The organism is Allobosea sp. ASV33, assembly GCF_016428755.1.
Classification (GTDB): domain Bacteria; phylum Pseudomonadota; class Alphaproteobacteria; order Rhizobiales; family Beijerinckiaceae; genus Allobosea.
In genome coordinates this window covers 17,110-38,299 of the sequence record NZ_JAELTI010000048.1, presented here as the reverse complement: position 1 = coordinate 38,299, position 21,190 = coordinate 17,110, and the positions used below count along the sequence as shown (strand labels likewise).

Below are 21,190 nucleotides of genomic sequence, written 5' to 3'. Positions count from 1 at the left end.
CCCCCCCCCCCCCCCCCCCCCCCCCCCCCCCCCCCCCCCCCCCCCCCCCCCCCTTTTAGATGTGTATAAGAGACAGGTTCATGATGGTGTGGCAGCGATAGAGGCGGAAGGGGTCTTCCAGATTGTCGAGCCGCTCGCCGGTCGCCTCGTCGCGGCTATCGATCAGCCAGCGATAGGCCTGCAGCAGTGCGGCCGGGCCGAGATAGCGGTCGCCGTTCCACCAGTAGCTCGGGCAGGAGGTCGAGCAGCAGGCGCAGAGGATGCACTCGTAGAGCCCGTCGAGCTTCTCGCGGTCGTCCTTGGCCTGGCGCCATTCCTTCTCGGGAGCCGGCGTCGTGGTCTGCAGCCAGGGCTCGATCGAGGCGTGCTGGGCATAGAAGCGCGTCAGGTCCGGCACGAGGTCCTTGACGACAGGCATATGCGGCAGCGGATAGATCGCGACCTTGCCCGAATTCTTGCCGGTGCCGCCGCACTCGTCGATGCCGGTGGTGCAGGCCAGCCCGTTCTTGCCATCCATGTTCATGGCGCAGGAACCGCAGATGCCCTCGCGGCAGGAGCGGCGGAAGGTCAGCGTCGGGTCGACCTTGTTCTTGATCCAGATCAGGGCGTCGAGAACCATCGGCCCGCAATCGTCGCGGTCGACATAATAGGTGTCGGTACGCGGATTCTCGGTGTCGTCCGGGCTCCAGCGATAGACCTTGAACTCGGTCAGCTTCTTGGCCCCGGCCGGCTTCGGCCAGGCCTTGCCCTCGACGAGGCGGGAGTTCTTCGGGAGATTGAATTCAGCCATCGGAGTCCCTCAGTACACCCGTGCCTTGGGCTTGATGTACTCGATGTCGTTGGACATCGTGTAAGTGTGCACCGGCCGGTCATCGAGCGTGATCGTGCGCTTCTCGTCGTCGATCCAGGCGAGCGTGTGCTTCATCCAGTCCTTGTCGTCGCGGTTCGGATAGTCCTCGCGGGCATGCGCGCCGCGGCTTTCCGGACGGTTCAGCGCCGAATCCATGGTCACGACCGCCTGGGTGATCAGGTTGTCGAATTCCAGGGTCTCGATCAGGTCGGAATTCCAGATCAGCGAGCGGTCCTTGGTGCCGACATCACTGATGCCGTTCCAGACCTCGTGGATGAGCTTGTGGCCCTCTTCGAGCGTGGCGCCCTCGCGATAGACGGCGCAGTTGTTCTGCATCGTCCGCTGCATCCGGTCGCGCAGCACCGCGGTCGGCGTGCCGCCCGAAGCATTGCGGTACTTGTCGAGACGGGTCAGGGCGAGATCGGAAGAGCCCTTCGGCAGTTCCGGCTGCTTCTCGCCCGCCGTCACCGTGTCGGCGCAGCGCAGGCCGGCCGCGCGGCCGAACACCACGAGGTCGATCAGCGAATTCGAGCCGAGGCGGTTGGCACCATGCACCGAGACGCAGGCCGCTTCGCCGATCGCCATCAGGCCGGGCACCACCGTGTCCGGATCGCCGCCGACCTTGGTGAGAACCTCGCCGTGGAAGTTCGTGGGGATGCCGCCCATGTTGTAGTGCACGGTCGGCAACACGGGAATCGGCTCGCGGGTCACGTCGACGCCGGCGAATATCTTGGCGCTCTCCGAGATGCCGGGCAGGCGCTCGTGCAGGATCTTCGGATCGAGATGATCCAGATGCAGGTAGATGTGGTCCTTGTCCTTGCCGACGCCGCGGCCGGCCCGGATCTCCATCGTCATCGAGCGCGAGACGACGTCGCGCGAGGCGAGGTCCTTGGCCGAGGGGGCATAGCGCTCCATGAAGCGCTCGCCCTCGGAGTTCGTGAGATAGCCGCCCTCGCCGCGGGCGCCCTCGGTGATCAGGCAGCCCGAGCCGTAGATGCCGGTCGGGTGGAACTGCACGAACTCCATGTCCTGCATCGGCAGGCCGGCGCGCAGCACCATGCCGCCGCCGTCGCCGGTGCAGGTATGGGCCGAGGTCGCCGAGAAATAGGCGCGGCCATAGCCGCCGGTCGCCAGGATGGTCTGCTGCGAACGGAAGCGGTGCAGCGTGCCGTCATCGAGCTTGAGCGCGATCACGCCACGGCAATGGCCGTCCTCGTCCATGATCAGGTCGATGGCGAAATACTCGATGAAGAACTCGGTATTGTAGCGCAGCGCCTGGCCGTAGAGCGTGTGCAGCATGGCGTGGCCGGTGCGGTCGGCCGCGGCGCAGGTGCGCTGGGCCGGCGGGCCCTCGCCGAATTCGGTGGTCATGCCGCCGAAGGGCCGCTGATAGATGCGGCCATCCTCGGTGCGCGAGAAGGGCACGCCCCAATGCTCGAGCTCGTAGACGGCAGCCGGCGCATTGCGCACGAGATATTCGATCGCGTCCTGGTCGCCGAGCCAGTCCGACCCCTTCACGGTGTCGTACATATGCCACTGCCAGGTGTCCTTGCCCATGTTGCCGAGCGAGGCGGCGACGCCGCCCTGGGCCGCGACGGTGTGCGAGCGGGTCGGGAACACCTTGGTGATGCAGGCGGTGCGCAGGCCGGCCTGCGAGCAGCCGACGGTGGCGCGCAGACCCGCGCCGCCGGCGCCGACGACGACGACGTCGAAAGTGTGGTCCGTGATCGGATAGGCGGTGCCGGTATAGGCCGGGACCGGGCGGGACTTGGTGATCGCCATCGGATCAGCCTCCAAAAGACAGCTTCAGCACCGCGTAGACGCTGGCCGCGCCGATCGCGATGGCGAAGAAGGTGTTGGCCATGACGGCGAGGACCTTGGCCCCCTCCGACTGGACGTAATCCTCGATGATGACCTGCATGCCCAGCCGCATATGGATGCAGGCCGAGAGGATGAAGAGCAGCATCAGGATCGCGACGAGAGGGTTCGACAACAGCGCGACCGCCGCCGGATAGGGCCGGCCGACCAGCGCGATGACGATGCCGATGAAGATGATCGTCAGGATCAGGTTCGAGACGGCGGTGACGCGCTGCAGCCAGAAATGGCCGGTGCCGGACTTGGCGGAGCCGAGGCCGCGAACGCGGCCGAGCGGGGTGCGCATCGAGGAATTGGACAGCATGAGCGGGCTCCTCAGCGCAGGACCAGGGCGACGATCCAGACCAGGACCGTCAGGCTCACCGAGGCGACGAGCGTGAACTTCGCCATGTTCATCCGGGTCTCAGGCTCATAGCCCTTGCCCATGTCCCAGATGAAATGCCTCAAGCCCCCGACCATGTGGTGGATCAGCGAGAAGCTGTAGAGGAAGAGCACGAGCCGGCCGAGCAACGAACCGGCGATGGCCTGGGCCGTGTCGAAGGCGGCGGGCCCCGATGCGGCGGCGACCAGCCAGGCGGCGATCAGCACCGTGCCGAGATAGAGCCCCGTGCCGGTGACGCGATGGGCGACGGACATCGCCATCGTCCAGGACCAGCGATAGATCTGCAGGTGGGGCGAAAGCGGACGCGCCGCGGGCTTGACCTCGGCCAATCTTCTTCTCCGGTCAGGCGGTCCGTCGACGGCGGCGGACCCATTTGGGATCATTCTAGAGTGACTGGTTGTCTAACGAAACCGTTCCGGCGCTGCAATGCGGCATCGACAGAACGAAGTTACAGATTCTGAAAATCGTCATTTTCTTACGCAAACGTTACCGTGGCAGCAGCGCCCAGTAGTCGAGATCGAGGATCACGCTCGGATCGTACTGATCGCCGGCCTTCAGCGGATAGTCGGCGCAGGGCCGGTTCTTGGTCGCGACCAGCCGGAGCCGCAGCGCGCCGACGTCGCCCCGGCCGGGAACCTCCGCACTCCCCAACACCTCGCTCCAGGCATAGACCGTGTCGCCGGCGAAGAGCGGCGCGACATGGCGCCCCCCATTGATCGCGGCGATGTGAAAGGCGTTGCCGAGCCCGTTGAAGGACAGCGCCCGCGCCAGGCTGATGACATGCCCGCCATAAATCAGGCGCTTGCCGAAGCGGGTCGCTTGCGCCGCATGCGCATCGAAATGCACCCGCGCGGTGTTCTGGTAGAGCCTTGTCGCGAGCTGGTGCTCCGCCTCCTCGACAGTCACGCCGTCGACATGGTCGATCCGCTCGCCGACGGCATAGTCGCCCCAACGGAAGGGCGAGCCGGCGAGCGCGTCGTCGTACGCAGCAAGCTCGATCCGGGGGCAGCCCTCGCCGAGCTGTTCCGGCAGCACGGCCTTGACGAGCTCCGGCACCTGCTCGGCATGGGCCGGCGTGCCGGGCTCGCGCTTGCGCACGAGCACCCAGCGGGCATAGCTGAGCACGATCTCGTTGCGCTGGTTGCGGCCGATCGAGCGGACATAAACGATGCCGGAATCGCCCGACGAGGTCTGCTTCAGCCCGATCACCTCTGAGGTCGTCGAAAGCGTATCGCCCGGATAGACCGGCCTCAGGAAGCGCCCGTCGGCATAGCCGAGATTGGCGACGGCGTTCAGCGAGACATCCGGCACCGTCTTGCCGAAGACGATGTGGAAGACCAGGAGATCGTCGACCGGCGCGGTCGGATAGCCGATCGCATTGGCGAAAGCGTCCGAGGACTGCACCGCGAAGCGCGAGCCGTAGAGCGCCGAATAGAGCGCCGCGTCTCCAGCCCGCACCGTGCGCGGCGTCGCATGGACGATGCTGTCGCCGAGGTGGAAATCCTCGAAGAAACGGCCGGAACTGGTCTTGGGGCTAGAACCGGACATGCATCGTCTCCTGATCGCAGACGAGTTTGCGTTGCAACCAGGGGCGGCGGCAAGCCCCGACGAACGATCGAGCGTCTTGTCATTCCGGGGCGTCCCACAGGGACGAACCCGGAATCCACGACCGGGTGCGACCTGTTGCGCGAACAATGACGATCAGGGCGCTCACCCCGTCGTGGGTTCCGGGTCTGCCGCGACGCGGCATCCCGGAATGACAAACGTTCACCCCACGATCGCCGCGAGCTTCGCCAGGTCGACATTGGCGCCGCAGACGAGCACGCCGAGCCGCTCGTCCTTCGCGGGCTTGTAGGCCCCGCAGAGCAGCGCGCCGAGCGCTGCCGCCCCACCGGGCTCGACCGCGAGCCGGAAATCGCGCCAGAGCACGCCTTGCGCCTCCGTGATCGCCGCGTCCGGCACCAGCGCGACATGGTCGACGCTGTCCCGGGTGACGTCATAGACGAGCTGGCCGACATTGCGGGCGCCCAGCGAATCCGCCGCCACCGACGCGACCTTGACCTCGACCGGCCCCTTCGCGTCGAGCGCCGCCTGCAAGGCGCGCGAGCCCTCCGGCTCGACGCCGACGACCTTGACCTTGCTGCCCGCGAACCAGCTCGCAATGCCCGAGATCAGGCCGCCGCCACCGACCGCGACGAGCACGGTGTCGAGATCGGGCTCCTGCTGGTCCCATTCGCGGCCGAGCGTGCCCTGGCCGGTGATGGTCTCCGCGGCCGCGAAAGGATGAATCTTCAGCGCGCCGGTTTCCGCGACGAAGCGGTCGCAGGCCGCCTGCGCGTCGTCGTACTGCGCGCCGCCGACCACGACATCGGCACCGAAGCGCTTGATCGCCTCGATCTTGGCCGCAGGCGAGATCTCCGGCACGAAGATCGTCGCCTTCACGCCGCGCCTCGATGCGGCATAAGCCACGGCAGCACCATGGTTGCCGCCCGACGCGGCCGAGACGCCGGCCGCCGGCACCGGCAGCGAGAGCAGGTTGTTGAAGGCGCCGCGCGTCTTGAACGAGCCGGCATGCTGCAGGCATTCGAGCTTGAGCGAGATATCGGCAGCGGAGCCGAAGGCGCCGGTGCCCAGCCGCATCACGGGAGTGACCCGGGCATGGCCGGCGATGCGCGCAGCCGCTTCCTCGATCATCGGACGGGTGACGGGGCGTGCGCTCATGACGATATCCTGACGAGGCTCGGAGACTGGACGATAGGTCCAGATCGCAATCGGAAGACCGTGGCTATCGCGTCCCGGCGGATCGGGAAAGGGGCGCCCGCGCCCGGCAGCAATGTGCCGGGCGACGACCAGCGCCGCCAGCGCATCGAGCAGGTCGTCGGCAGCAGCCCCGCGCGGCGGACGGGAGCCCGCCGTCTCCGCCGGAAGCCCGGCTGCGACCAGCAGGCTCCGGCGCTCGGCCAAACCCGCGGGATTGACCACGCCCTTGATCTTCTTGGGGTGGAGCAGCGGCGCGCCCCGCATCGTGCGGAAGGCAAGCTCGGGATGGATCTCGTAGACGCGTTCGCGCAATCCGGGCTCCGAGCGAAGCAGGCCGTCGATTTCGCGGATCTTCGGGAACAGGTGAAAGCCTTGCTTCGAGACCTTGCGCGGCGGATCGGAGGCGGCGAGCGCCAGCGCACAGGCTTCCCGATAGTCGGTCGCCTCGACCGCCTGGCGCGCGGGAATGGAGAATACAGAGGACTGCCTGTCGCCGAGCAGCGCCCGCACCGCCTGCTCCGGCCCACGCCCGGAGCCGTGCACACGGTCCGGGAGGCCGATCGGCATGTCCACCGCGACGAGTTCAGGCACGATCTCGCCGAAAAACAGATCGGCGAAGCGTGGCACCACACGGATCACCGGCGTGTCCCATCCATCATTGGACGCAAGCGCCGCAATCCAACCGCCCTTGCAGCCATCGACGCCGGCAAGCCACGCCATCCCGTTTCCTCCGCCTTTCGCAGCGCTGGTATTGCGACTGCGTTGCTCTACTGTGCGGTGCAATACAAGCCGGCCCGTGTCAGGAGAGACCATGAGCACGATACGCCCCCGCCGCAGCGCCCTCTATATGCCCGGCTCGAACGCCCGCGCGCTGGAAAAGGCCCGCGATATCGCCGCCGACGTGCTGATCCTCGACATCGAGGACGCGGTCGCGCCCGATGCCAAGGCGACCGCCAGGGAACAGGTCTGCGCGGCCGTGAAGGCCGGCGGCTATGGCCGGCGCGAGCTGGTGATCCGCGTCAACGGCGTCGGCACGCCCTGGTTCGCGGACGATCTCGCCGCCGCCGCCGAGGCCAAGCCGCAGGCGATCCTGATCCCGAAGATCTCGAGCCCGGAGACGCTGCACGAGGTGGGCAACCTATTGAACGGCCTCTGGGCCGACCGCGCTATCGCGGTCTGGGCGATGATCGAGACGCCGCTCGCAATCCTCGATGTCGAACGCATCGCCCGTGCCGCGCGCGATCCCGTGGCGCGGCTCGCCTGCTTCGTCATGGGCACAAACGACCTCGCCAAGGAAACCCGCGCCCGCTTCGTGCCGGGCCGCGCGCCGATGCTGCCTTGGCTGACCAGCGCCCTGCTCGCCGCCCGCGCCCATGGCCTCGACATCCTCGACGGCGTCTATAACGACATCAAGGACGAGGCCGGCTTCCTGGCCGAATGCGAGCAGGGCCGCGACCTCGGCTTCGACGGCCGCACCCTGATCCACCCCTCGCAGGTCGCGGTGGCCAACACGGTGTTCGCGCCCGACGAGACCGAGTTGACCCGGGCACGCGCCGTCATCGCCGCCTTCGACCTGCCGGAGAATGCCGGCAAGGGCGCGATCCAGCTCGACGGCCGCATGGTCGAACTGCTCCATGCCGAGATGGCGCGCCGCACGGTCGCGCTGGCTGACGCGATCGCCGCCTGATCAAGCGAATTATGGCGCCCGATCCGGCAAAGGTTTTGATGAAGGGTGTCATCCCGCACGCGCTGCGGCGCGAAGTGCCGCTGCGCAGATGCGGGACCGTCTTCAGATAAGGGCGCCTTTCGGTCATGCGATCCCGTGTCTGCGCCGCGGCACTTCGCGCCGCAACGCGCACGGGATGACACCTTCCGTCAACGCAGATGACGGCCGTCGCCGGGGCTCAGCCCTTCTTCGCGGCGTTCGCGCGCTCGATCGCCTCGACGATCAGCTTCTTGGCCATGGCGGCGTCGCCCCAGCCCTTGAGCTTGACCCACTTGCCGGGCTCGAGATCCTTGTAGTGCTCGAAGAAGTGCTGGATCTGGTCGAGCGTGATCTGCGGCAGATCGGTGTAGTTATGCACGTTCTCGTAGCGCTTGGTCAGCTTCGGCACGGGCACGGCGATGATCTTCTCGTCGCCCCCGCCCTCGTCCTCCATCAGCATCACGCCGATCGGACGCACCGCGATATAGGAGCCCGGCACCAGCGGGCGCGTATTGGCAACCAGAACGTCGCACGGATCGCCGTCTTCCGAGAGCGTATGCGGGATGAAGCCGTAGTTCCCGGGATAGCGCATCGGCGTATAGAGGAAGCGGTCGACGAAGAGCGTGCCGGCCTCCTTGTCCATCTCGTACTTGATCGGCTCGCCTCCGATCGCCACCTCGATCAGGACATTGACTTCTTCGGGCGGGTTCTTGCCGATGGAGATGGCGTCGATGCGCATTCTGGAACCTGTCGCTTGGGAATTTTGCCGGGCCTTATGCAAGTTCGCGGCGAAAAGTCCAAGCCCTTCCGTAGCGCGTGGTCACCAGACGATTTGCGTAGGCGCGCCCGCGCTGCTATCCGGCCCCCCATGAACAGCTCAGAAATCAGGCCATGCTGAGCCGCCTGCGCCCCGACGAAGAGCGTTATGCCCGCCGCATGGCCCGCATCGCCCGCTGGGACCGGCCGATCGAGGGCCGCGGCCAGCGCCTGCGCGCCTGGGCCAATATGCTCTTGGTCGACCACGGCATCTTCCGGCTCGCCTATCTCAACGCGCACCGCGTCACGCCGCGGCTCTGGCGCTCGGCCCAGCCGGCGCCCGGCCAGATCGCCGCCTTCGCCCGCAAGGGCGTGAAGACCATCGTCAACCTGCGCGGCGGGCGCGAGCACGGCTCCTGGCCGCTCCAGAAGGAGGCTTGCGAGCGCCACGGCATCCGACTCGTCGATTTCGTGCTGCGTTCGCGCGGCGCGCCGGACCGTGAGACGATCCTCGGCGCCAAGGCCTTCTTCGACAGCCTCGACGAACCCGCTCTGGTGCATTGCAAATCGGGCGCCGACCGGGCCGGCTTCTTCTCGGCGCTCTATCTGCTCGTCCATGAAGGGCGCCCGCTCGACGAAGCCATGCGCCAGCTCTCGCTGCGCTACGGCCATTTCCGCTTCGCCAAGACCGGCATCCTCGATGCCTTCTTCGAGGCTTATCGCCGCGAGGGCGACGCCAAGGGCATCCCGTTCCTGGACTGGGTCGCGACGGTCTACGATCCCGAGCGGCTGGAACGCGAGTTCAAGCCGGGCCTGTTGTCTTCGCTGGTCGCCGACAAGCTGATCCGGCGGGAATAGGCGCTCAGCGGGCCGCGCCTGAAGCAGCGAAGCCGTCGGACGGAGCCTCGGCGGGATCGTCGAGATGCAGCCAGATGAAGACGGCGTGCATCAGCGTCCGCAGGATCGAGATGGCGCCGATCGTCAGCAGCAGCTCCGGCGACAGGGCACGGAACCACGCCATGGCCGCCACGAGCGCGACGAGCGCGACGCCGTTGATCGCGACCTGCCAGAAGGGCTGGCGCGAAAGCGTCGCCACTTCCTGGAGCGGCCCGAGCACGGCGATGCCGATATAGAACGCCGCCAGCAGCGCGACGACCTCGCTCAGATCCTGCCATTTGGTGCCGACCAGCCAGTGGTCGGCCACGAGCGCGGCGCCGGCGACGGCACTGAACAGGATCGTGGCGCCGACGACCAGGCCGAGCGTCATGATCCGCGCCCAGAAACGCCGGCGCGCAACGGCATGAGCGCGCAGACGATTCAACACGAGCGGCGTCGAGACCGTACCGAACATCTGGCTCGGCACGTCCAGAAGCCGCATCGACAGGGCGACCTGTGCCGCAAGCACGGTATTGCTGGCATAAGGCAGGGCGAGCAGCGGCGCGATCGCGAAGCCATAGGCCAGCAGCGCCGAAGGCAGCAATGCATGCGGCGCGTCCCGCCAGCGGAACGCCGCCTGCACGAGGCTCTGCCGGGACCACAGTGCTGGCCGAACCAGCGCCGCGACGGCCTCGCGACGGCGCCGCAGGAGATAGATGGCCGCCAGGACATGGCCGAGCGCATCGGCCATGAACAGCGTCAACGCCTTCGGCCCGAAGATCCCGATCAGGACCAGCATGATGATGGGCTGGACCACCGCCTGGACGACATTGCTGTTGCCGATGGCGCGAAAATCCCCTTCCGCCGTCGCCTCCGACCAGAGCAGGCGCAGCACGGAACGCGCCGCCAGCGAGACCAGGAAGAAGAAGGCGACCGCCGGCGCGACCCACCCGATGACCGCGAGCCCGGTCAGCACCACGGCAGCGATGGTCAGGAAGGCCAGGCCGACCGCAGCGGCGAGCCGGAAGGCGAGGCCGAGCCGGGCCCGGTCGCTGTTCTGGAAGAACACCGCCTCGAGCCGCAGAAGCGAGGCGATCGACACGAAGTTGGCAGCCGCGGAAAACACGGCAAAGGCGGCGAACACGAAAGGCGGGCACAGGGCCGCCGCGATGATCAGGCCCCAGACCGAGATCAGGCGGGCCTGGACGAAGCGCAGGCCGAGCAGAACCGCCGAACCGAAGCTCGAACGCAGGGCCGGGACCCGCGCCGCCACGAAGCGACGCCCGGCCGCCAGGGTCAGCGCCGGGCGACCATGCGGCAGAAGGGCTCGTTCCATGGTGACATGCGCGGCCATATCGACTCCTGTCGCCGGACCGTTTGACGGCCTCGCGCTGGACAGGTGCATATCGTCGTCCAAGAATTCCTGGTCGCGAGATGCGGTCATGCGCAGCAGGCTTTCTGCCGCGAAGGCTGCGCCAACATGGTTAACGACTGGTAAATAGCGCTCATCGCCTTCATCGGTGGCCGCATCGCGCGGCCTCTAGCGCGCGATGCATGAGCCACCGACCATGTCGTTTTTAGGGCTAGGCGAATGCGGTCTTCAGGGCCTCGAACCGCGCCAATTGATCTGGCAGCAGCGCCCGCGCGGCATCGCGCCGCACGAAGACCTTGAACATCACCTCGCCGGCGCCGTTGAAGAAATGCACCGAGCAGGCGCGCCGGCCCTGCGCCGTCGAGCGGTCGACCAGATAGATCGCCCGGCAGTTCTCGGCCTTGATATGCCCGCCGATCGGGCTGTCGCCATGGATGTTGTAATAGCCGTGGCCGAAGCTGCCGACCGGCAGGGATCCCTCGCATTCGAGCACGATGTCGGGCGTGTGCATCAGGAAGAGCACCGTCCCCCAGGTCGCGAGGTCCTTCCAGACGTCCTCGAAGCGCTCGGGCGCCACGAACTGGCGCTGCGGCTCGGGGAGAAGCTCGAGGACGGCACGGGTCGAGACCTTCGCCTCGCGGGCGACGGCCTCGATCAGCCCGTCGGGCTTGGCGGCGAGCAGGGAGCGCGCATGCTCCATCGGATCGCGCGCGATAGTGTCGGCGATGGTCATCGGCTTAAGGCCTCACTCGGCCGCCTGGCGGGGCAGATGCGGGTTGGTCTCGCTCAGCACCGTCTCGAAGCCCTCGAACTCGGGATGGCCGAGATACATCGGCTTCGGCCGCGGCTGGCCGGCATTGCGATGCGATTCGCGGAACTGCTCGGACTTGGTCCAGGCCGTGAAATCCTCCTTCGAGGCCCAGCTCGTATGCGAGGAATAAAGCGTGTGATCCTCCTTCTCCGGCCCCTTCAGCAGGTGGAAGGAGAGGAAGCCCGGCATCTCGTCGAGGCGGGTCTTGCGCGAGGACCAGACCGTCTCGAAGGCGGCTTCCTCGCCCTTGACGACCTTGAAGCGATTCATGGCGATGAACATCGATAAACCCTGCATCTGACGCGCCGGAAACCGGCGGAAACGAACGAAACCAGGCAATCACCATCCCGTCTCGAACGTCTCCGGCCGGAGAATGCGAGCCGGGACATGCACATGACCGAAAGCCGGCCGCCGGAGGGAATCCTCTGGCGGGACCGGCTGCGCCTTGGCGTTGCCCTTGACCCCTTGTAGTAAAGGCTAATATCAGCGTCAATAATACCGCAAAGTGGATCTTGTTTTGAATAATTAAAAGCAAGAACTACTTTGATTGGAATGATTTTAAACTGAACACGACCTTCTTGCTGGGCAATCGCTGCGGCAAATCCTGCCGCCTGTGCCCGAACGGAGTTGCGATATGTCTGGTCTGCGCATCACCGAAGCGCATCGTGGCCTGCGGCAGCCGAGCCGCCGCGAGATGGCGGCGACCCTCGCCTTGAGCGCGCTCGGCCTCGCGCTCCCCGCGGCCTTGACCGGCCCCGCGCTGGCCCAGGCGCCGGACCGCGTCGTCGTCGCCGGCGGCGTCATCACCGAGGTGATCTATGCGCTCGGCCTGCAGGACCGCATCGTCGGGGTCGACTCGACCAGCCAGTTCCCGTCGGAGGCCCTGAAGGACAAGGCCAATATCGGCTATGTCCGCGCGCTTTCGGCCGAGGGCGTGCTGTCGCTGAAGCCCTCGCTGATCATGCTGATCGACGGCGCCGGCCCGCCGGACGCGGTGTCGCTGCTCAACGAATCCGGCGTGAAGATCGCCCATATCCGCGACGGGCTGACCCCGGAGGGCGTCACCACCAAGATCGCCGCGATCGGCGCCGCGATCGGCGCGGCCGCTCCGGCCGAGCGCCTGGCGGCGCAGACCAAGGCGCGCTTCGACGAGCTCGCCACCCTGCGCTCGGGCCTTGCGAAGAAGAAGCGCATCCTCTTCCTGCTCTCGCTGCAGAACGGGCGCGCCATGGTCGGCGGGCGCAACAGCTCGGCTGACGGCATCATCGCGCTGGCGGGCGGCATCAACGTCGCTGACGGGATCGAAGGCTACAAGCCGATGACCGACGAGGCGATCGCGGCGGCCGCGCCCGAGATGGTGCTGATGATGCGCAACAGCAGCGCCCACAACATCACGCCCGAAGAGCTTTTCGCGATGCCCGCCTTCTCCCAGATTCCGGCGGCCGCCAGCAAGCGGCTGGTCCATATGGACGGGCTCTATCTCCTCGGTTTCGGTCCGCGCACGCCGATGGCCGCGCGCGACCTGATGGCCGCGATCTATCCGGAAGCCGCGATCCCCCCGCTCAAGACCGCTGCCGCACCGTGACGCTCGCGGCACCGTCCCCGACCATGGCCACCGCGACGCTGACCACCCTGATCGCGAGCCGCCGCCGCGCCGGCCTGCTCGCCATCGCCGGCCTCGCTCTCGCCTGCCTGCTGCTGACCATCGTCGCGATCGGCCAGGGCGCGATCGCGATCGCGCCCGGCCGCGTCGCCGAGATCCTGATGGCCCGTCTCACCGGGGATACGAGCCTGCTCGAAGGGCGCGACGTCCTCGTCGTGCTCAATATCCGCCTGCCGCGCGTGCTGCTGGGCCTGCTCGTCGGCGCCGGGCTCGCGGTGTCCGGCGCGCTGATGCAGGGGCTGTTCCGCAATCCGCTCGCCGATCCCGGCCTCGTCGGCGTCTCCAGCGGCGCGGCGCTCGCCGCCGCGGCCACGATCGTGCTTGGCGACCGCTTCCTCGCTGGCACGATGATGAAATTGCCCTTCGCCGCCCTGCCCGCCGGTGCCTTCTGCGGCGGCCTCATCTCGACGCTGGCGCTCTATCTCATCGCCACCCGCGGCGGCCGCACCTCGGTCGCGACGATGCTGCTGGCCGGCGTCGCGCTCGGCGCGCTTGCGAGCGCCCTGACCGGGCTTCTCGCCTTCTGGTCGGACGACCGGCAATTGCGCGACCTGACCTTCTGGTCGCTCGGCAGCCTCGGCGGCGCGAGCTGGACCAAGCTGACGGTGGTGGCACCGATCATCCTGCCGCTGCTGCTGCTGATGCCGCTGCTGGCGCGTGGCCTGAACGGCCTGATGCTCGGCGAGGCCGAGGCCTATCATCTCGGCATCTCCGTCCAGCGCATCAAGGCGCTGGCGATCCTGCTGGTCGCGCTCGCGGTCGGCGCCAGCGTCGCCACCGCCGGGCTGATCGGCTTCGTCGGCATCGTTGTGCCGCACCTGATCCGGCTCTCGGTCGGCCCCGATCACCGCCTGCTGCTGCCGCTCTCGGCGCTGGGCGGCGCAATGCTGCTGGTCGGCGCCGATATCGTCGCGCGCCTCATCGTCGTCCCGGCGGAGCTACCGATCGGCATCGTCACGGCCACGATCGGCGCACCCTTCTTCCTCTGGCTGCTGCTGCGCCGCACGAGCCTGATCGATGTCTGACGCGAACCCGATCCTCTCCGGCCATGGCGTCGGCTTCGTTGCCGGGGGGCGCAAGCTCGTCGCCGAGGCGAACCTGGAGCTGTTTGGCGGCAGCACCACGATCCTGATCGGCCCCAACGGCGCCGGCAAATCGACCCTGCTCAAGCTGCTTACGGGTGAGATCAAGCCGGCCGGCGGCGAAATCCGCATCGCCGGCGAGCCGCTCGCCGCGGTCCCGGCCTGGCGGCTCGCCTGCCTGCGCTCGGTCATGGCGCAGCATGCCCGCCTCGCCTTCCCCTTCAGCGTCTACGAGGTCGCGAGCCTCGGCGTCGACGGCATCGGCCGAGCGCTGACGCGCCAGCGCCGCGAGGCGATCGTCGCCGAAAGCCTAGCTGCCGCGGGCGTCATCGACTTCGCCGGCCGGCGCTATCAGACCCTCTCCGGCGGCGAGCAGCAGCGCGTCCAGTTCGCCCGCGTGCTCTGCCAGCTCGAAGCCGGCCGCAGCGTCGCCGAGCGGCAGGTGCTCTTCCTCGACGAGCCGATCGCCAGCCTCGACCTCTGCCACCAGCTCGCGCTGCTCGACATGGCGCGCGCCATCGCCGCCCGCGGGGTCGCGGTGCTGATCGTGCTGCACGACCTCAACCTCGCCGTGACCTATGCCGACCATCTCGTCGTGATGGATCAGGGCCAGATCATCGCGCAGGGTCCGCCGGCCAAGACGCTCGACGACGCACTGCTGCGCCAGGTGTTCAAGGTCGACCTGACGCTGAGCCGCGCGCCGGCTCCCGGCCTGCCCTTCCTGCTGCCGCAGCAGCATCGGACCCGGCCGGCGGCCTAAAGCACTGATTCACCGGCGATTCATCGTGAATCACCGCTTCACCATATCGCTCAACCCGCGCTTCACAGCTGCGGCGCGACAACTCCCGCCAGTTTCCAGCGGGAGTTCCGACCATGCTCAGACATGTCGCCCTAGCCACCCTTGCCCTCTCGGCAGCAGGCGCAGTCGCGCTGCCCGTCGAGGCGCGCGATATCGTCGGAATGCGCGACGAGCGCTTCGACCCCGGCACCATCGTGATCCGTACCGGCGAGCGGAAGCTCTATTTCGTCACCGCACCCGGCGAGGCGATCCGCTACACCATCGCCGTCGGCAAGGCCGGCAAGCAGTGGCGCGGCGTCAAATATGTCGAGGAATTGCAGGTCGATCCGGCCTGGGCACCGCCGGCCGAAGTGAAGCGCGACAATCCCCGCCTGCCCGACGTCATCCCCGGCGGCTCGCCGCGCAACCCGATGGGCGCGCGCGTCATCGGCCTCGGACCGGGCGGGGAATACGCCATCCACGGCACCAACATGCCGAACACCATCGGCACCGCCGCCTCCTACGGCTGCTTCCGCATGCACAACCAGGACGTGATCGACCTCTACGCCCGCGTCCAGATGGGCACGCCGGTCGTCGTCCTGCCCTGACCCGTCAGAGCGGGACGGAGGACGGCATCGCCCGCCCCGCGAAGAATGCTTCGAGATTGCCGAGCAGCATCCGCAGCTGAGCCTTCCTGGCGTCCTGGGAACTCGCGGCGATATGCGGCGTCAGCACGACATTCTCGAGCTTGCGCAGCCGCTCCGGCACATGCGGCTCGGCCGCGAAGACATCGAGCGCCGCACCGCCGATCCGCTTCTGCTCCAAGGCATCGCAGAGCGCTTCTTCGTCGATGACGAGGCCGCGCGAGATGTTCACGACATAGCCCTCCGGCCCGAGCGCATCGAGCACGGCGGCATCGACCGCATTGCGCGTCTCGGCGCTGGCCCGCACCGCGACCATCAGCACATCGGCCCATTCGGCGAGACCGATGAGGCTGTCATGGAACCGGTAGGACAATTCCGGCTTGGGCGAGCGGCTGTGATAGCCGACCTCCATCTCGAAGGCCGCGGCCCGGCTCGCGATGCGGGAGCCGATCGCGCCAAGCCCATAGATGCCGATCTTGCGGCCGGCGAGATCGGGCGTATTGGCCACCGGCTCGATCCCCCGGCTGGTCCAGAGGCCGTCTCGGACGAAACGGTCGCCCCGCCCGATCCCGCGCATCGCGCAGAGCATCAGGCCCACCGCGAATTCGGCAACGCTGCGCGCATTGGCATCGGCGGCGTTGCAGAGCCTGATGCCGCGTGCCTTGGCGGCGGCCGCATCGACCCCTTCGACGCCGGTGCCGTAGCAGGCGATCAGCTCCAGCTTCGGCAAGGCGTCCATAAGGTCTGGACCGGTCCGGCGTCCGCCATAGGTGACCAGGACCCGCGCCTCTCGCGCCTCCGCCGGCACGCTGGCCGCATCGTCGCCTTGGACCGGTCCGAGCACCGTATAGTGCTGCTTCAGGCTCGCGATCGCTTCATCGGCTAGACGCGGCATCATCAGGATCGTCGGCTTCATCGTCATGCTCCGGAGGATGCTGCATCGCAGCACCGCATCGGCCGTTGCTCAACCCATGCTGACGTTGGTTCCGTCATCCCCGCCACGCATTCCGGTCTTCGACCAAAGATTGGGCCAGGCGGTTCCAGAATCCGGAAATCGCGCCGCTTGCCCCCTCGCCGACTGCGCAGAACCGCGTTAACCTTCGCTCGCGACACGTAACCGCCCGTACGCTCGTATGGGCAAGGAAGGGGCTACCAGATGGACCATCTCGCCGACGTGAAGAAGTTCGCCAAGAAGCCGCTGAACGAAGCTGCCTTTGCCGGCATGACCAAATCCTACGCTCTGGTGATGGGCAAACCCGACACCCGCTACGTCGCCTGCTCCGATCCGGCCGAACTCGACCGCGTCCGCGAGAATTTCCTGAAGAAGAAGCTCGGTCTGAAATCCGGCGATCTCGACGGCTCGATCAAAGCGATCTGCGAGCACATGAAGGCCGACAAGACCAAGTCCCGCCTGACCTTCTACTATCTCCTGGCCGAGCATCACGGAAAGCTCGACCTCTTCATCAAGAAGTAGGCCTCGGCCCGGCAGGTCGCCGGACGATCCCCCGAAGAGACAGGGAATGGCGGGCCGGCGCTCACGCCGGCCATCGTCCTGTTCGGGCGCGCAAATTCAGGAGCGGTAGAGGTCCGCGCGCGTCAGCGGCAGGCCGGACGGGCCCTTGCGCCGCTTCGAGACCAGCGTCTGGTTGATCAGCGCCCCGCCGCGCTCGAAGGCGAGCGAGCAACCCGCCAGATAGAGCAGCCACATCCGGGTGCGTTCCGGCCCGATCTCGGCCTCGGCCTTGGCCTTGTTGGCCTCAAGCCTTTCCCACCACAGCCGCGTCGTGCGCTGGTAGTGCTCGCGCCAGCCCTCGACATCGTGGACCTCGAAGCCATGGCGCTCGAGATTGGTGATCGACATGCCCAGATGGTCGAGCTCGCCGCCGGGGAAGATGTAGCGCACCAGCGCCCGATATTCCGCCGGCATCTTGTTGAAGGCCTTCTCGGTCTTCTTGGCGCGGCGCGATATGGTGTGGTGCAGGTAGAGGCCGCGCGGCCGGAGCAGGCGGTTCACTGTGCGGAAATAGGTCGGGTAGTTGCGGATGCCGACCTGCTCGAACATGCCGATCGAGGAGATCTTGTCGAACTCGCCTTCCATCTGCGTGTAGTCGCGCAGGTGCAGGGTCACCTTGTCCTGCAGGCCCCAGCGCTCGACCTTCGCCTGCGCGTATTTGAGCTGCTCCTCGGCCAGCGTCACGCCATGGGCCTCGACGCCATAATAGCGCGCGGCATGGCAGACCAAAGCACCCCAGCCGCAGCCGATATCGAGGAAGCGGTCGCCGGGCTTGAGCCGCAGCTTCCGGCAGATCATGTCGAGCTTGTCCTGCTGCGCCCGGCCGATATCGCCGTGGTCCTCGGTGAAATAGGCGCAGGTGTAGACCATCTCCTCGTCGAGGAAGAGCCGGTAGAACTCGTTCGAGACGTCGTAGTGATAGGCGACATTCGCCTTGTTCGTGGTCGGATCGCCGTCGCGCGCGATCTCGTCGCCCTTGCGATGGCTGACCGCCGCCGCAGCCTTGCCCGGCGCGAAGATGAAGCGGCGGACGACGTCGAACACGGCACTCTTCGGGATATCGCGCGCGAGCTTGCCGATCTTGCCCTCCGGCCGTGCCGCCGCGAGATCGAAAATCGAGCCGTTCAGGATCGAGATACGGTCGGCGATATGCAGGTGGAGCACGGTGTCGAGCTTCGGCTTGCGCATCAGCGCCGCCATCACGCCGCCATCGGCGATGCCGATGGCGAGCCCGTCGGCCGGCCAGGACGCAGGGACCATGCTGCCGTCCCAGAGCCGGAAGCCGAGCTTCAGGCCGAGTTTCTCATGCGCCTCGGCGAGAAGGCGGCGCAGGGCCGCGAGGCGCTTGTCGTTGCTGTCCATGAGGCGAATCCGCTGCTGTCCGGCTGCTGTTTGGACGCAAGTGCAAAAATTGGCAATGTTTCAGGGATTTGCGTGCAGTCCAGCCGCGTCAGAAGTCGCTGGCGATGCCCTTCACTTCCCAGTCGTCATAGCGCACCGGCTCCAGCCCGCCGCGGCCGTTGACCTCGCGCTGCCCGGCAACCTCCGCGGCATGGGCGTCGATCGCGGCCCGGCGCGCGGCGGCTTCCGCTAGTGCACGCTGCGCTGCGGGGGACAGTACCTTGCGCTCGGTCGCCTCTGGCGGGCTGTCCTGATCGGTCTTCTCGGGCATTTCGGCGCGTTTCCTTGCAGGATTTCCTTGCAGGATCGGGTTTCCCCTCACCACATAGGGCACGACGCTCGCAGATGCGAGGGCTTGCGCGAACAGGCGCCGGAGAAGGGAATGCGATGAACTACGTGCGCACCGGCATGTTGATGGCGGGCCTGACGGCGCTTTTCGGCGCAGTCGGCTATCTGCTCGGCGGCGGGGGCGGCATGCTGATGGCGCTCGGCTTCGCGGCCGTGACCAATCTCTTCAGCTACTGGAATTCCGACCGGCTGGCGCTCGCCGCGCAGAACGCCCAGGAGGTCGACGAGCGTACCGCGCCCGAGCTCTACGGCATGGTGCGCGATCTCGCGGCCCGCGCGAACATGCCGATGCCGCGCGTCTACCTGATCCAGGAGGACCAGCCCAACGCCTTCGCCACCGGGCGCAACCCCGAGAATGCCGCCGTTGCCGCGACCACCGGCATCCTGCGCACGCTGACCTATGAGGAACTGGCCGGCGTGATGGCGCATGAACTCGCGCATATCAAGAACCACGATACGCTAACCATGACGATCACCGCGACCTTCGCCGGTGCGATCTCCTCGCTCGTCACCTTCGGCATGTTCTTCGGCTCGCGCGACAACCGCCCGAACTTCATCGTCCAGATCCTGCTCTCGATCCTCGCCCCTATGGCGGCCGCGCTGATTCAGATGGCGATCTCGCGCTCGCGCGAATATGAAGCCGACAAGCTCGGTGGTCAGATCTGCGGCAATCCGGTCTGGCTGGCCGACGCGCTCGCCAAGATCGCGGCCGGCGTCCAACACATCCCGAACGAGACAGCCGAAGCCAAGCCTGCTACGGCGCACATGTTCATCATCAATCCCCTGACCGGCGGCGGCATGGATAATCTGTTCTCGACACATCCCGACACCGGCAATCGCATCGCCGCCCTGATGGAACAGGCGCGCGCATTGGGCATCGGCCGCGGCAATGCGAGCGCAGGCTTTACCGCCCAGGCCGCTGACAATCCCTGGGGTAACGCCCCGCGCCAGCCGGGCCCGTGGGGCTGATATGGCCGCTCAATCCTCCTCGCCCCGCCCGCCCCAGCCGGAAGCGCCGAAACTCGACGATGCGCCGGGCCTGCCGGCCCGCCGGCTCGCGGCAGCCGTCATCGACGAAGTGCTGCGCGCCCGCGTCGCGCTCGACGAGACGCTGGAGCGGATGCTGCCGGAATCCGGGCTCGATGCGGCCGATGCCAGCCTCGCCCGCGCCATCACCGTCACCGCCTTTCGCCGCCTCGGCACGATCCAGCAGGCCATCGACGCAAGGCTCGACCGTGGCAGCCCGCGCAAATCCGGCCCGTTCGAGCCGATCGTGACGGCCGCCGCCGCGCAAATCCTTTTCCTCGACGTGCCCGACCATGCCGCCGTCGATATCGCGATCCGGCAATTGCACGAGGACCCGCGCTCGGCCCGCTATGCGGCGCTCGGCAATGCCGTGCTGCGCCGCCTCGCCCGCGAGCGCGACGCGGTGCTGGCCGAAGCCCAGGCGGAAGTCTTCGGCGATACGCCCGACTGGCTGATCGAGAGCTGGTGCACCGCCTATGGCGAGGACACTGCCGCCGCGATCGCGCGGAGCCATCGCGAGGAGCCGCCGCTCGATCTCTCCGTCAAGGCCGATCCGGCCGGCTGGGCCGAGAAGCTCGACGGCATCGCCTTGCCGGTCGGCTCGGTGCGCCTGCGCGAGCGCCAGGCCATCGCCGGCCTGCCCGGCTTCGACGAGGGCGATTGGTGGGTGCAGGACGCAGCAGCAACTTTGCCGGTGAAGTTGCTGGCTCCGAAGCCTGGCGAGCGCATCGCCGATCTCTGCGCCGCTCCCGGCGGCAAGACCGCCCAGATCGCCTCGGCCGGCGCCCATGTCACCGCGCTCGACCGCTCGGGCCCGCGCCTGCGCCGCCTCAAGGCCAATCTCGCCCGCCTCGGCCTTTCAGCCGAAGTGGTCACCGCCGATGCAGTGACCTGGAAGGCCGAACCCTTCGATGCCGTGCTGCTCGACGCCCCCTGCAGCGCGACCGGCACGATCCGCCGCCATCCCGACGTCGCCTGGACCAAGTTGCCGGAAGATCGTGACCGCCTCGCCGCCCTGCAGGCCCGCCTGTTCGATGCCGCCGCCGCCCTGACCAAGCCGGGCGGGCGCCTCGTCTACTGCACCTGCTCGCTGGAGCCGCAGGAGGGCGAGGAGCAGACTGAAGCGTTCCTCGCGCGCAATCCCCAGTTTCGTCGCGAACCGGTCCAACCTACAGAAATCGGCGGTTTGACTGACGCGATCGATGCGAACGGCGATATCCGCACCCTTCCGCACCAGTTGCAGGGCGAAACCCCGCGTCTGTCGGGATGGGCGGGATTTTACGCAACCCGCTTGATCAGGCTATGACGGGACCGGGATTCGCGCGGCGCGCCGCCGCGCCCGGGGACG

At 67.5% G+C, this 21,190-nt stretch carries 21 protein-coding genes and 1 pseudogene; 9 read left to right on the top strand and 13 right to left on the bottom strand.

Annotation, left to right across the window (positions count from 1 at the left end; all coding sequences use genetic code 11):
- Positions 1 to 76: 76 nt before the first annotated feature.
- The 6 genes and pseudogenes from JHD80_RS15370 to JHD80_RS29290 all read right to left on the bottom strand — a co-directional run.
- Positions 77 to 790 (bottom strand): annotated as a pseudogene (locus JHD80_RS15370) (succinate dehydrogenase iron-sulfur subunit); the annotation flags it as partial.
- A gap of 9 nt (positions 791 to 799) precedes the next feature.
- Positions 800 to 2,632 (bottom strand): succinate dehydrogenase flavoprotein subunit, encoded by a 1,833-nt coding sequence (gene sdhA / locus JHD80_RS15365; RefSeq protein WP_199088838.1) that lies wholly within the window; start codon positions 2,630 to 2,632, stop codon positions 800 to 802.
- Between the two features lie 4 nt (positions 2,633 to 2,636).
- Positions 2,637 to 3,029: a succinate dehydrogenase, hydrophobic membrane anchor protein gene (sdhD, locus tag JHD80_RS15360; protein WP_248311573.1), complete on the bottom strand. Its 393-nt coding sequence runs from the start codon at positions 3,027 to 3,029 to the stop codon at positions 2,637 to 2,639.
- An 11-nt stretch (positions 3,030 to 3,040) separates the two neighbouring features.
- Positions 3,041 to 3,436 carry a succinate dehydrogenase, cytochrome b556 subunit gene (gene sdhC, locus JHD80_RS15355; RefSeq protein ID WP_248311572.1) on the bottom strand — a complete coding sequence of 132 codons (396 nt, stop codon included), beginning with the start codon at positions 3,434 to 3,436 and terminating at the stop codon, positions 3,041 to 3,043.
- Positions 3,437 to 3,593: 157 nt separating this feature from the next.
- Positions 3,594 to 4,655: a MaoC family dehydratase gene (locus JHD80_RS15350; protein WP_199088836.1), complete on the bottom strand. Its 1,062-nt coding sequence runs from the start codon at positions 4,653 to 4,655 to the stop codon at positions 3,594 to 3,596.
- 219 nt (positions 4,656 to 4,874) lie between these two features.
- The gene (locus JHD80_RS29290) at positions 4,875 to 6,587 is read right to left on the bottom strand and encodes a serine/threonine dehydratase (protein WP_349237275.1); all 1,713 of its coding nucleotides are present in this window, start codon (positions 6,585 to 6,587) and stop codon (positions 4,875 to 4,877) included.
- 91 nt (positions 6,588 to 6,678) lie between these two features.
- Between JHD80_RS29290 and JHD80_RS15335 the strand changes: the two genes are divergently transcribed.
- Positions 6,679 to 7,554, top strand: a complete 876-nt coding sequence (locus JHD80_RS15335) for an HpcH/HpaI aldolase/citrate lyase family protein (protein ID WP_199088835.1) — start codon at positions 6,679 to 6,681, stop codon at positions 7,552 to 7,554.
- Positions 7,555 to 7,771: 217 nt separating this feature from the next.
- Here JHD80_RS15335 and ppa read toward each other — a convergent pair whose 3' ends face one another.
- Positions 7,772 to 8,311 carry an inorganic diphosphatase gene (ppa, locus tag JHD80_RS15330; RefSeq protein WP_199088833.1) on the bottom strand — a complete coding sequence of 180 codons (540 nt, stop codon included), beginning with the start codon at positions 8,309 to 8,311 and terminating at the stop codon, positions 7,772 to 7,774.
- A gap of 152 nt (positions 8,312 to 8,463) precedes the next feature.
- On the opposite strand from ppa, the gene JHD80_RS15325 reads away from it, so the two are divergent.
- A complete protein-coding gene (locus tag JHD80_RS15325) occupies positions 8,464 to 9,186 on the top strand; it encodes a fused DSP-PTPase phosphatase/NAD kinase-like protein (protein WP_199088832.1) in 723 nt (240 codons plus the stop codon).
- 4 nt (positions 9,187 to 9,190) lie between these two features.
- Here the strand turns inward: JHD80_RS15325 and JHD80_RS15320 are convergent, their stop codons facing one another.
- The 3 genes from JHD80_RS15320 to hmuQ all read right to left on the bottom strand — a co-directional run bounded on the left by JHD80_RS15320 (position 9,191) and on the right by hmuQ (position 11,669).
- The gene (locus JHD80_RS15320) at positions 9,191 to 10,558 is read right to left on the bottom strand and encodes a hypothetical protein (RefSeq protein WP_199088830.1); all 1,368 of its coding nucleotides are present in this window, start codon (positions 10,556 to 10,558) and stop codon (positions 9,191 to 9,193) included.
- Positions 10,559 to 10,787: 229 nt separating this feature from the next.
- Positions 10,788 to 11,309 carry a heme utilization cystosolic carrier protein HutX gene (hutX, locus tag JHD80_RS15315; protein WP_199088828.1) on the bottom strand — a complete coding sequence of 174 codons (522 nt, stop codon included), beginning with the start codon at positions 11,307 to 11,309 and terminating at the stop codon, positions 10,788 to 10,790.
- Between the two features lie 12 nt (positions 11,310 to 11,321).
- A complete protein-coding gene (gene hmuQ / locus JHD80_RS15310) occupies positions 11,322 to 11,669 on the bottom strand; it encodes a heme-degrading protein HmuQ (RefSeq protein WP_199088826.1) in 348 nt (115 codons plus the stop codon).
- Between the two features lie 352 nt (positions 11,670 to 12,021).
- On the opposite strand from hmuQ, the gene JHD80_RS15305 reads away from it, so the two are divergent.
- The 4 genes from JHD80_RS15305 (at position 12,022) to JHD80_RS15290 (ending at position 15,518) form a co-directional block, all read left to right on the top strand.
- Positions 12,022 to 12,972 carry a heme/hemin ABC transporter substrate-binding protein gene (locus JHD80_RS15305; protein WP_248311571.1) on the top strand — a complete coding sequence of 317 codons (951 nt, stop codon included), beginning with the start codon at positions 12,022 to 12,024 and terminating at the stop codon, positions 12,970 to 12,972.
- A gap of 23 nt (positions 12,973 to 12,995) precedes the next feature.
- Positions 12,996 to 14,075, top strand: a complete 1,080-nt coding sequence (locus JHD80_RS15300) for a FecCD family ABC transporter permease (protein ID WP_199088841.1) — start codon at positions 12,996 to 12,998, stop codon at positions 14,073 to 14,075.
- Positions 14,068 to 14,892: a heme ABC transporter ATP-binding protein gene (locus tag JHD80_RS15295; protein ID WP_199088824.1), complete on the top strand. Its 825-nt coding sequence runs from the start codon at positions 14,068 to 14,070 to the stop codon at positions 14,890 to 14,892. Before JHD80_RS15300 ends, JHD80_RS15295 begins: the two co-directional genes overlap by 8 nt.
- A gap of 113 nt (positions 14,893 to 15,005) precedes the next feature.
- Entirely contained in the window at positions 15,006 to 15,518 is a 513-nt protein-coding gene (locus tag JHD80_RS15290) for a L,D-transpeptidase (RefSeq protein WP_199088822.1), read from the top strand.
- A 4-nt stretch (positions 15,519 to 15,522) separates the two neighbouring features.
- On the opposite strand, the gene JHD80_RS15285 is transcribed toward JHD80_RS15290, so the two are convergent.
- Entirely contained in the window at positions 15,523 to 16,470 is a 948-nt protein-coding gene (locus tag JHD80_RS15285; protein WP_199088820.1) for a 2-hydroxyacid dehydrogenase, read from the bottom strand.
- A gap of 240 nt (positions 16,471 to 16,710) precedes the next feature.
- Between JHD80_RS15285 and JHD80_RS15280 the strand changes: the two genes are divergently transcribed.
- Entirely contained in the window at positions 16,711 to 17,028 is a 318-nt protein-coding gene (locus JHD80_RS15280) for a DUF2853 family protein (RefSeq protein ID WP_199088819.1), read from the top strand.
- 96 nt (positions 17,029 to 17,124) lie between these two features.
- Here the strand turns inward: JHD80_RS15280 and JHD80_RS15275 are convergent, their stop codons facing one another.
- Positions 17,125 to 18,429: a class I SAM-dependent methyltransferase gene (locus tag JHD80_RS15275; protein WP_199088817.1), complete on the bottom strand. Its 1,305-nt coding sequence runs from the start codon at positions 18,427 to 18,429 to the stop codon at positions 17,125 to 17,127.
- Between the two features lie 88 nt (positions 18,430 to 18,517).
- A complete protein-coding gene (locus JHD80_RS15270; RefSeq protein WP_199088815.1) occupies positions 18,518 to 18,739 on the bottom strand; it encodes a DUF1674 domain-containing protein in 222 nt (73 codons plus the stop codon).
- Between the two features lie 116 nt (positions 18,740 to 18,855).
- Between JHD80_RS15270 and htpX the strand changes: the two genes are divergently transcribed.
- Together htpX and JHD80_RS15260 are read left to right on the top strand one after the other, a co-directional pair.
- Positions 18,856 to 19,785: a zinc metalloprotease HtpX gene (gene htpX, locus JHD80_RS15265; RefSeq protein WP_199088814.1), complete on the top strand. Its 930-nt coding sequence runs from the start codon at positions 18,856 to 18,858 to the stop codon at positions 19,783 to 19,785.
- A 1-nt stretch (position 19,786) separates the two neighbouring features.
- Positions 19,787 to 21,148: an RsmB/NOP family class I SAM-dependent RNA methyltransferase gene (locus JHD80_RS15260; RefSeq protein WP_199088813.1), complete on the top strand. Its 1,362-nt coding sequence runs from the start codon at positions 19,787 to 19,789 to the stop codon at positions 21,146 to 21,148.
- Positions 21,149 to 21,190 lie beyond the last annotated feature (42 nt).

Coding starts and splice junctions, on each gene's coding strand:
- sdhD (WP_248311573.1), bottom strand. CDS start 3,029: ATGCTGTCCAATTCCTCGATGCGCACCCCGCTCGGCCGCGTTCGCGGC.
- JHD80_RS15325 (WP_199088832.1), top strand. CDS start 8,464: ATGCTGAGCCGCCTGCGCCCCGACGAAGAGCGTTATGCCCGCCGCATG.
- JHD80_RS15305 (WP_248311571.1), top strand. CDS start 12,022: ATGTCTGGTCTGCGCATCACCGAAGCGCATCGTGGCCTGCGGCAGCCG.
- JHD80_RS15320 (WP_199088830.1), bottom strand. CDS start 10,558: ATGGCCGCGCATGTCACCATGGAACGAGCCCTTCTGCCGCATGGTCGC.
- JHD80_RS15350 (WP_199088836.1), bottom strand. CDS start 4,655: ATGTCCGGTTCTAGCCCCAAGACCAGTTCCGGCCGTTTCTTCGAGGAT.
- JHD80_RS15290 (WP_199088822.1), top strand. CDS start 15,006: ATGCTCAGACATGTCGCCCTAGCCACCCTTGCCCTCTCGGCAGCAGGC.
- JHD80_RS15280 (WP_199088819.1), top strand. CDS start 16,711: ATGGACCATCTCGCCGACGTGAAGAAGTTCGCCAAGAAGCCGCTGAAC.
- JHD80_RS15335 (WP_199088835.1), top strand. CDS start 6,679: ATGAGCACGATACGCCCCCGCCGCAGCGCCCTCTATATGCCCGGCTCG.
- hutX (WP_199088828.1), bottom strand. CDS start 11,309: ATGACCATCGCCGACACTATCGCGCGCGATCCGATGGAGCATGCGCGC.
- JHD80_RS15300 (WP_199088841.1), top strand. CDS start 12,996: ATGGCCACCGCGACGCTGACCACCCTGATCGCGAGCCGCCGCCGCGCC.
- JHD80_RS29290 (WP_349237275.1), bottom strand. CDS start 6,587: ATGGCGTGGCTTGCCGGCGTCGATGGCTGCAAGGGCGGTTGGATTGCG.
- JHD80_RS15270 (WP_199088815.1), bottom strand. CDS start 18,739: ATGCCCGAGAAGACCGATCAGGACAGCCCGCCAGAGGCGACCGAGCGC.
- JHD80_RS15285 (WP_199088820.1), bottom strand. CDS start 16,470: ATGAAGCCGACGATCCTGATGATGCCGCGTCTAGCCGATGAAGCGATC.
- hmuQ (WP_199088826.1), bottom strand. CDS start 11,669: ATGTTCATCGCCATGAATCGCTTCAAGGTCGTCAAGGGCGAGGAAGCC.
- htpX (WP_199088814.1), top strand. CDS start 18,856: ATGAACTACGTGCGCACCGGCATGTTGATGGCGGGCCTGACGGCGCTT.
- sdhA (WP_199088838.1), bottom strand. CDS start 2,632: ATGGCGATCACCAAGTCCCGCCCGGTCCCGGCCTATACCGGCACCGCC.
- JHD80_RS15275 (WP_199088817.1), bottom strand. CDS start 18,429: ATGGACAGCAACGACAAGCGCCTCGCGGCCCTGCGCCGCCTTCTCGCC.
- JHD80_RS15260 (WP_199088813.1), top strand. CDS start 19,787: ATGGCCGCTCAATCCTCCTCGCCCCGCCCGCCCCAGCCGGAAGCGCCG.
- JHD80_RS15295 (WP_199088824.1), top strand. CDS start 14,068: ATGTCTGACGCGAACCCGATCCTCTCCGGCCATGGCGTCGGCTTCGTT.
- ppa (WP_199088833.1), bottom strand. CDS start 8,311: ATGCGCATCGACGCCATCTCCATCGGCAAGAACCCGCCCGAAGAAGTC.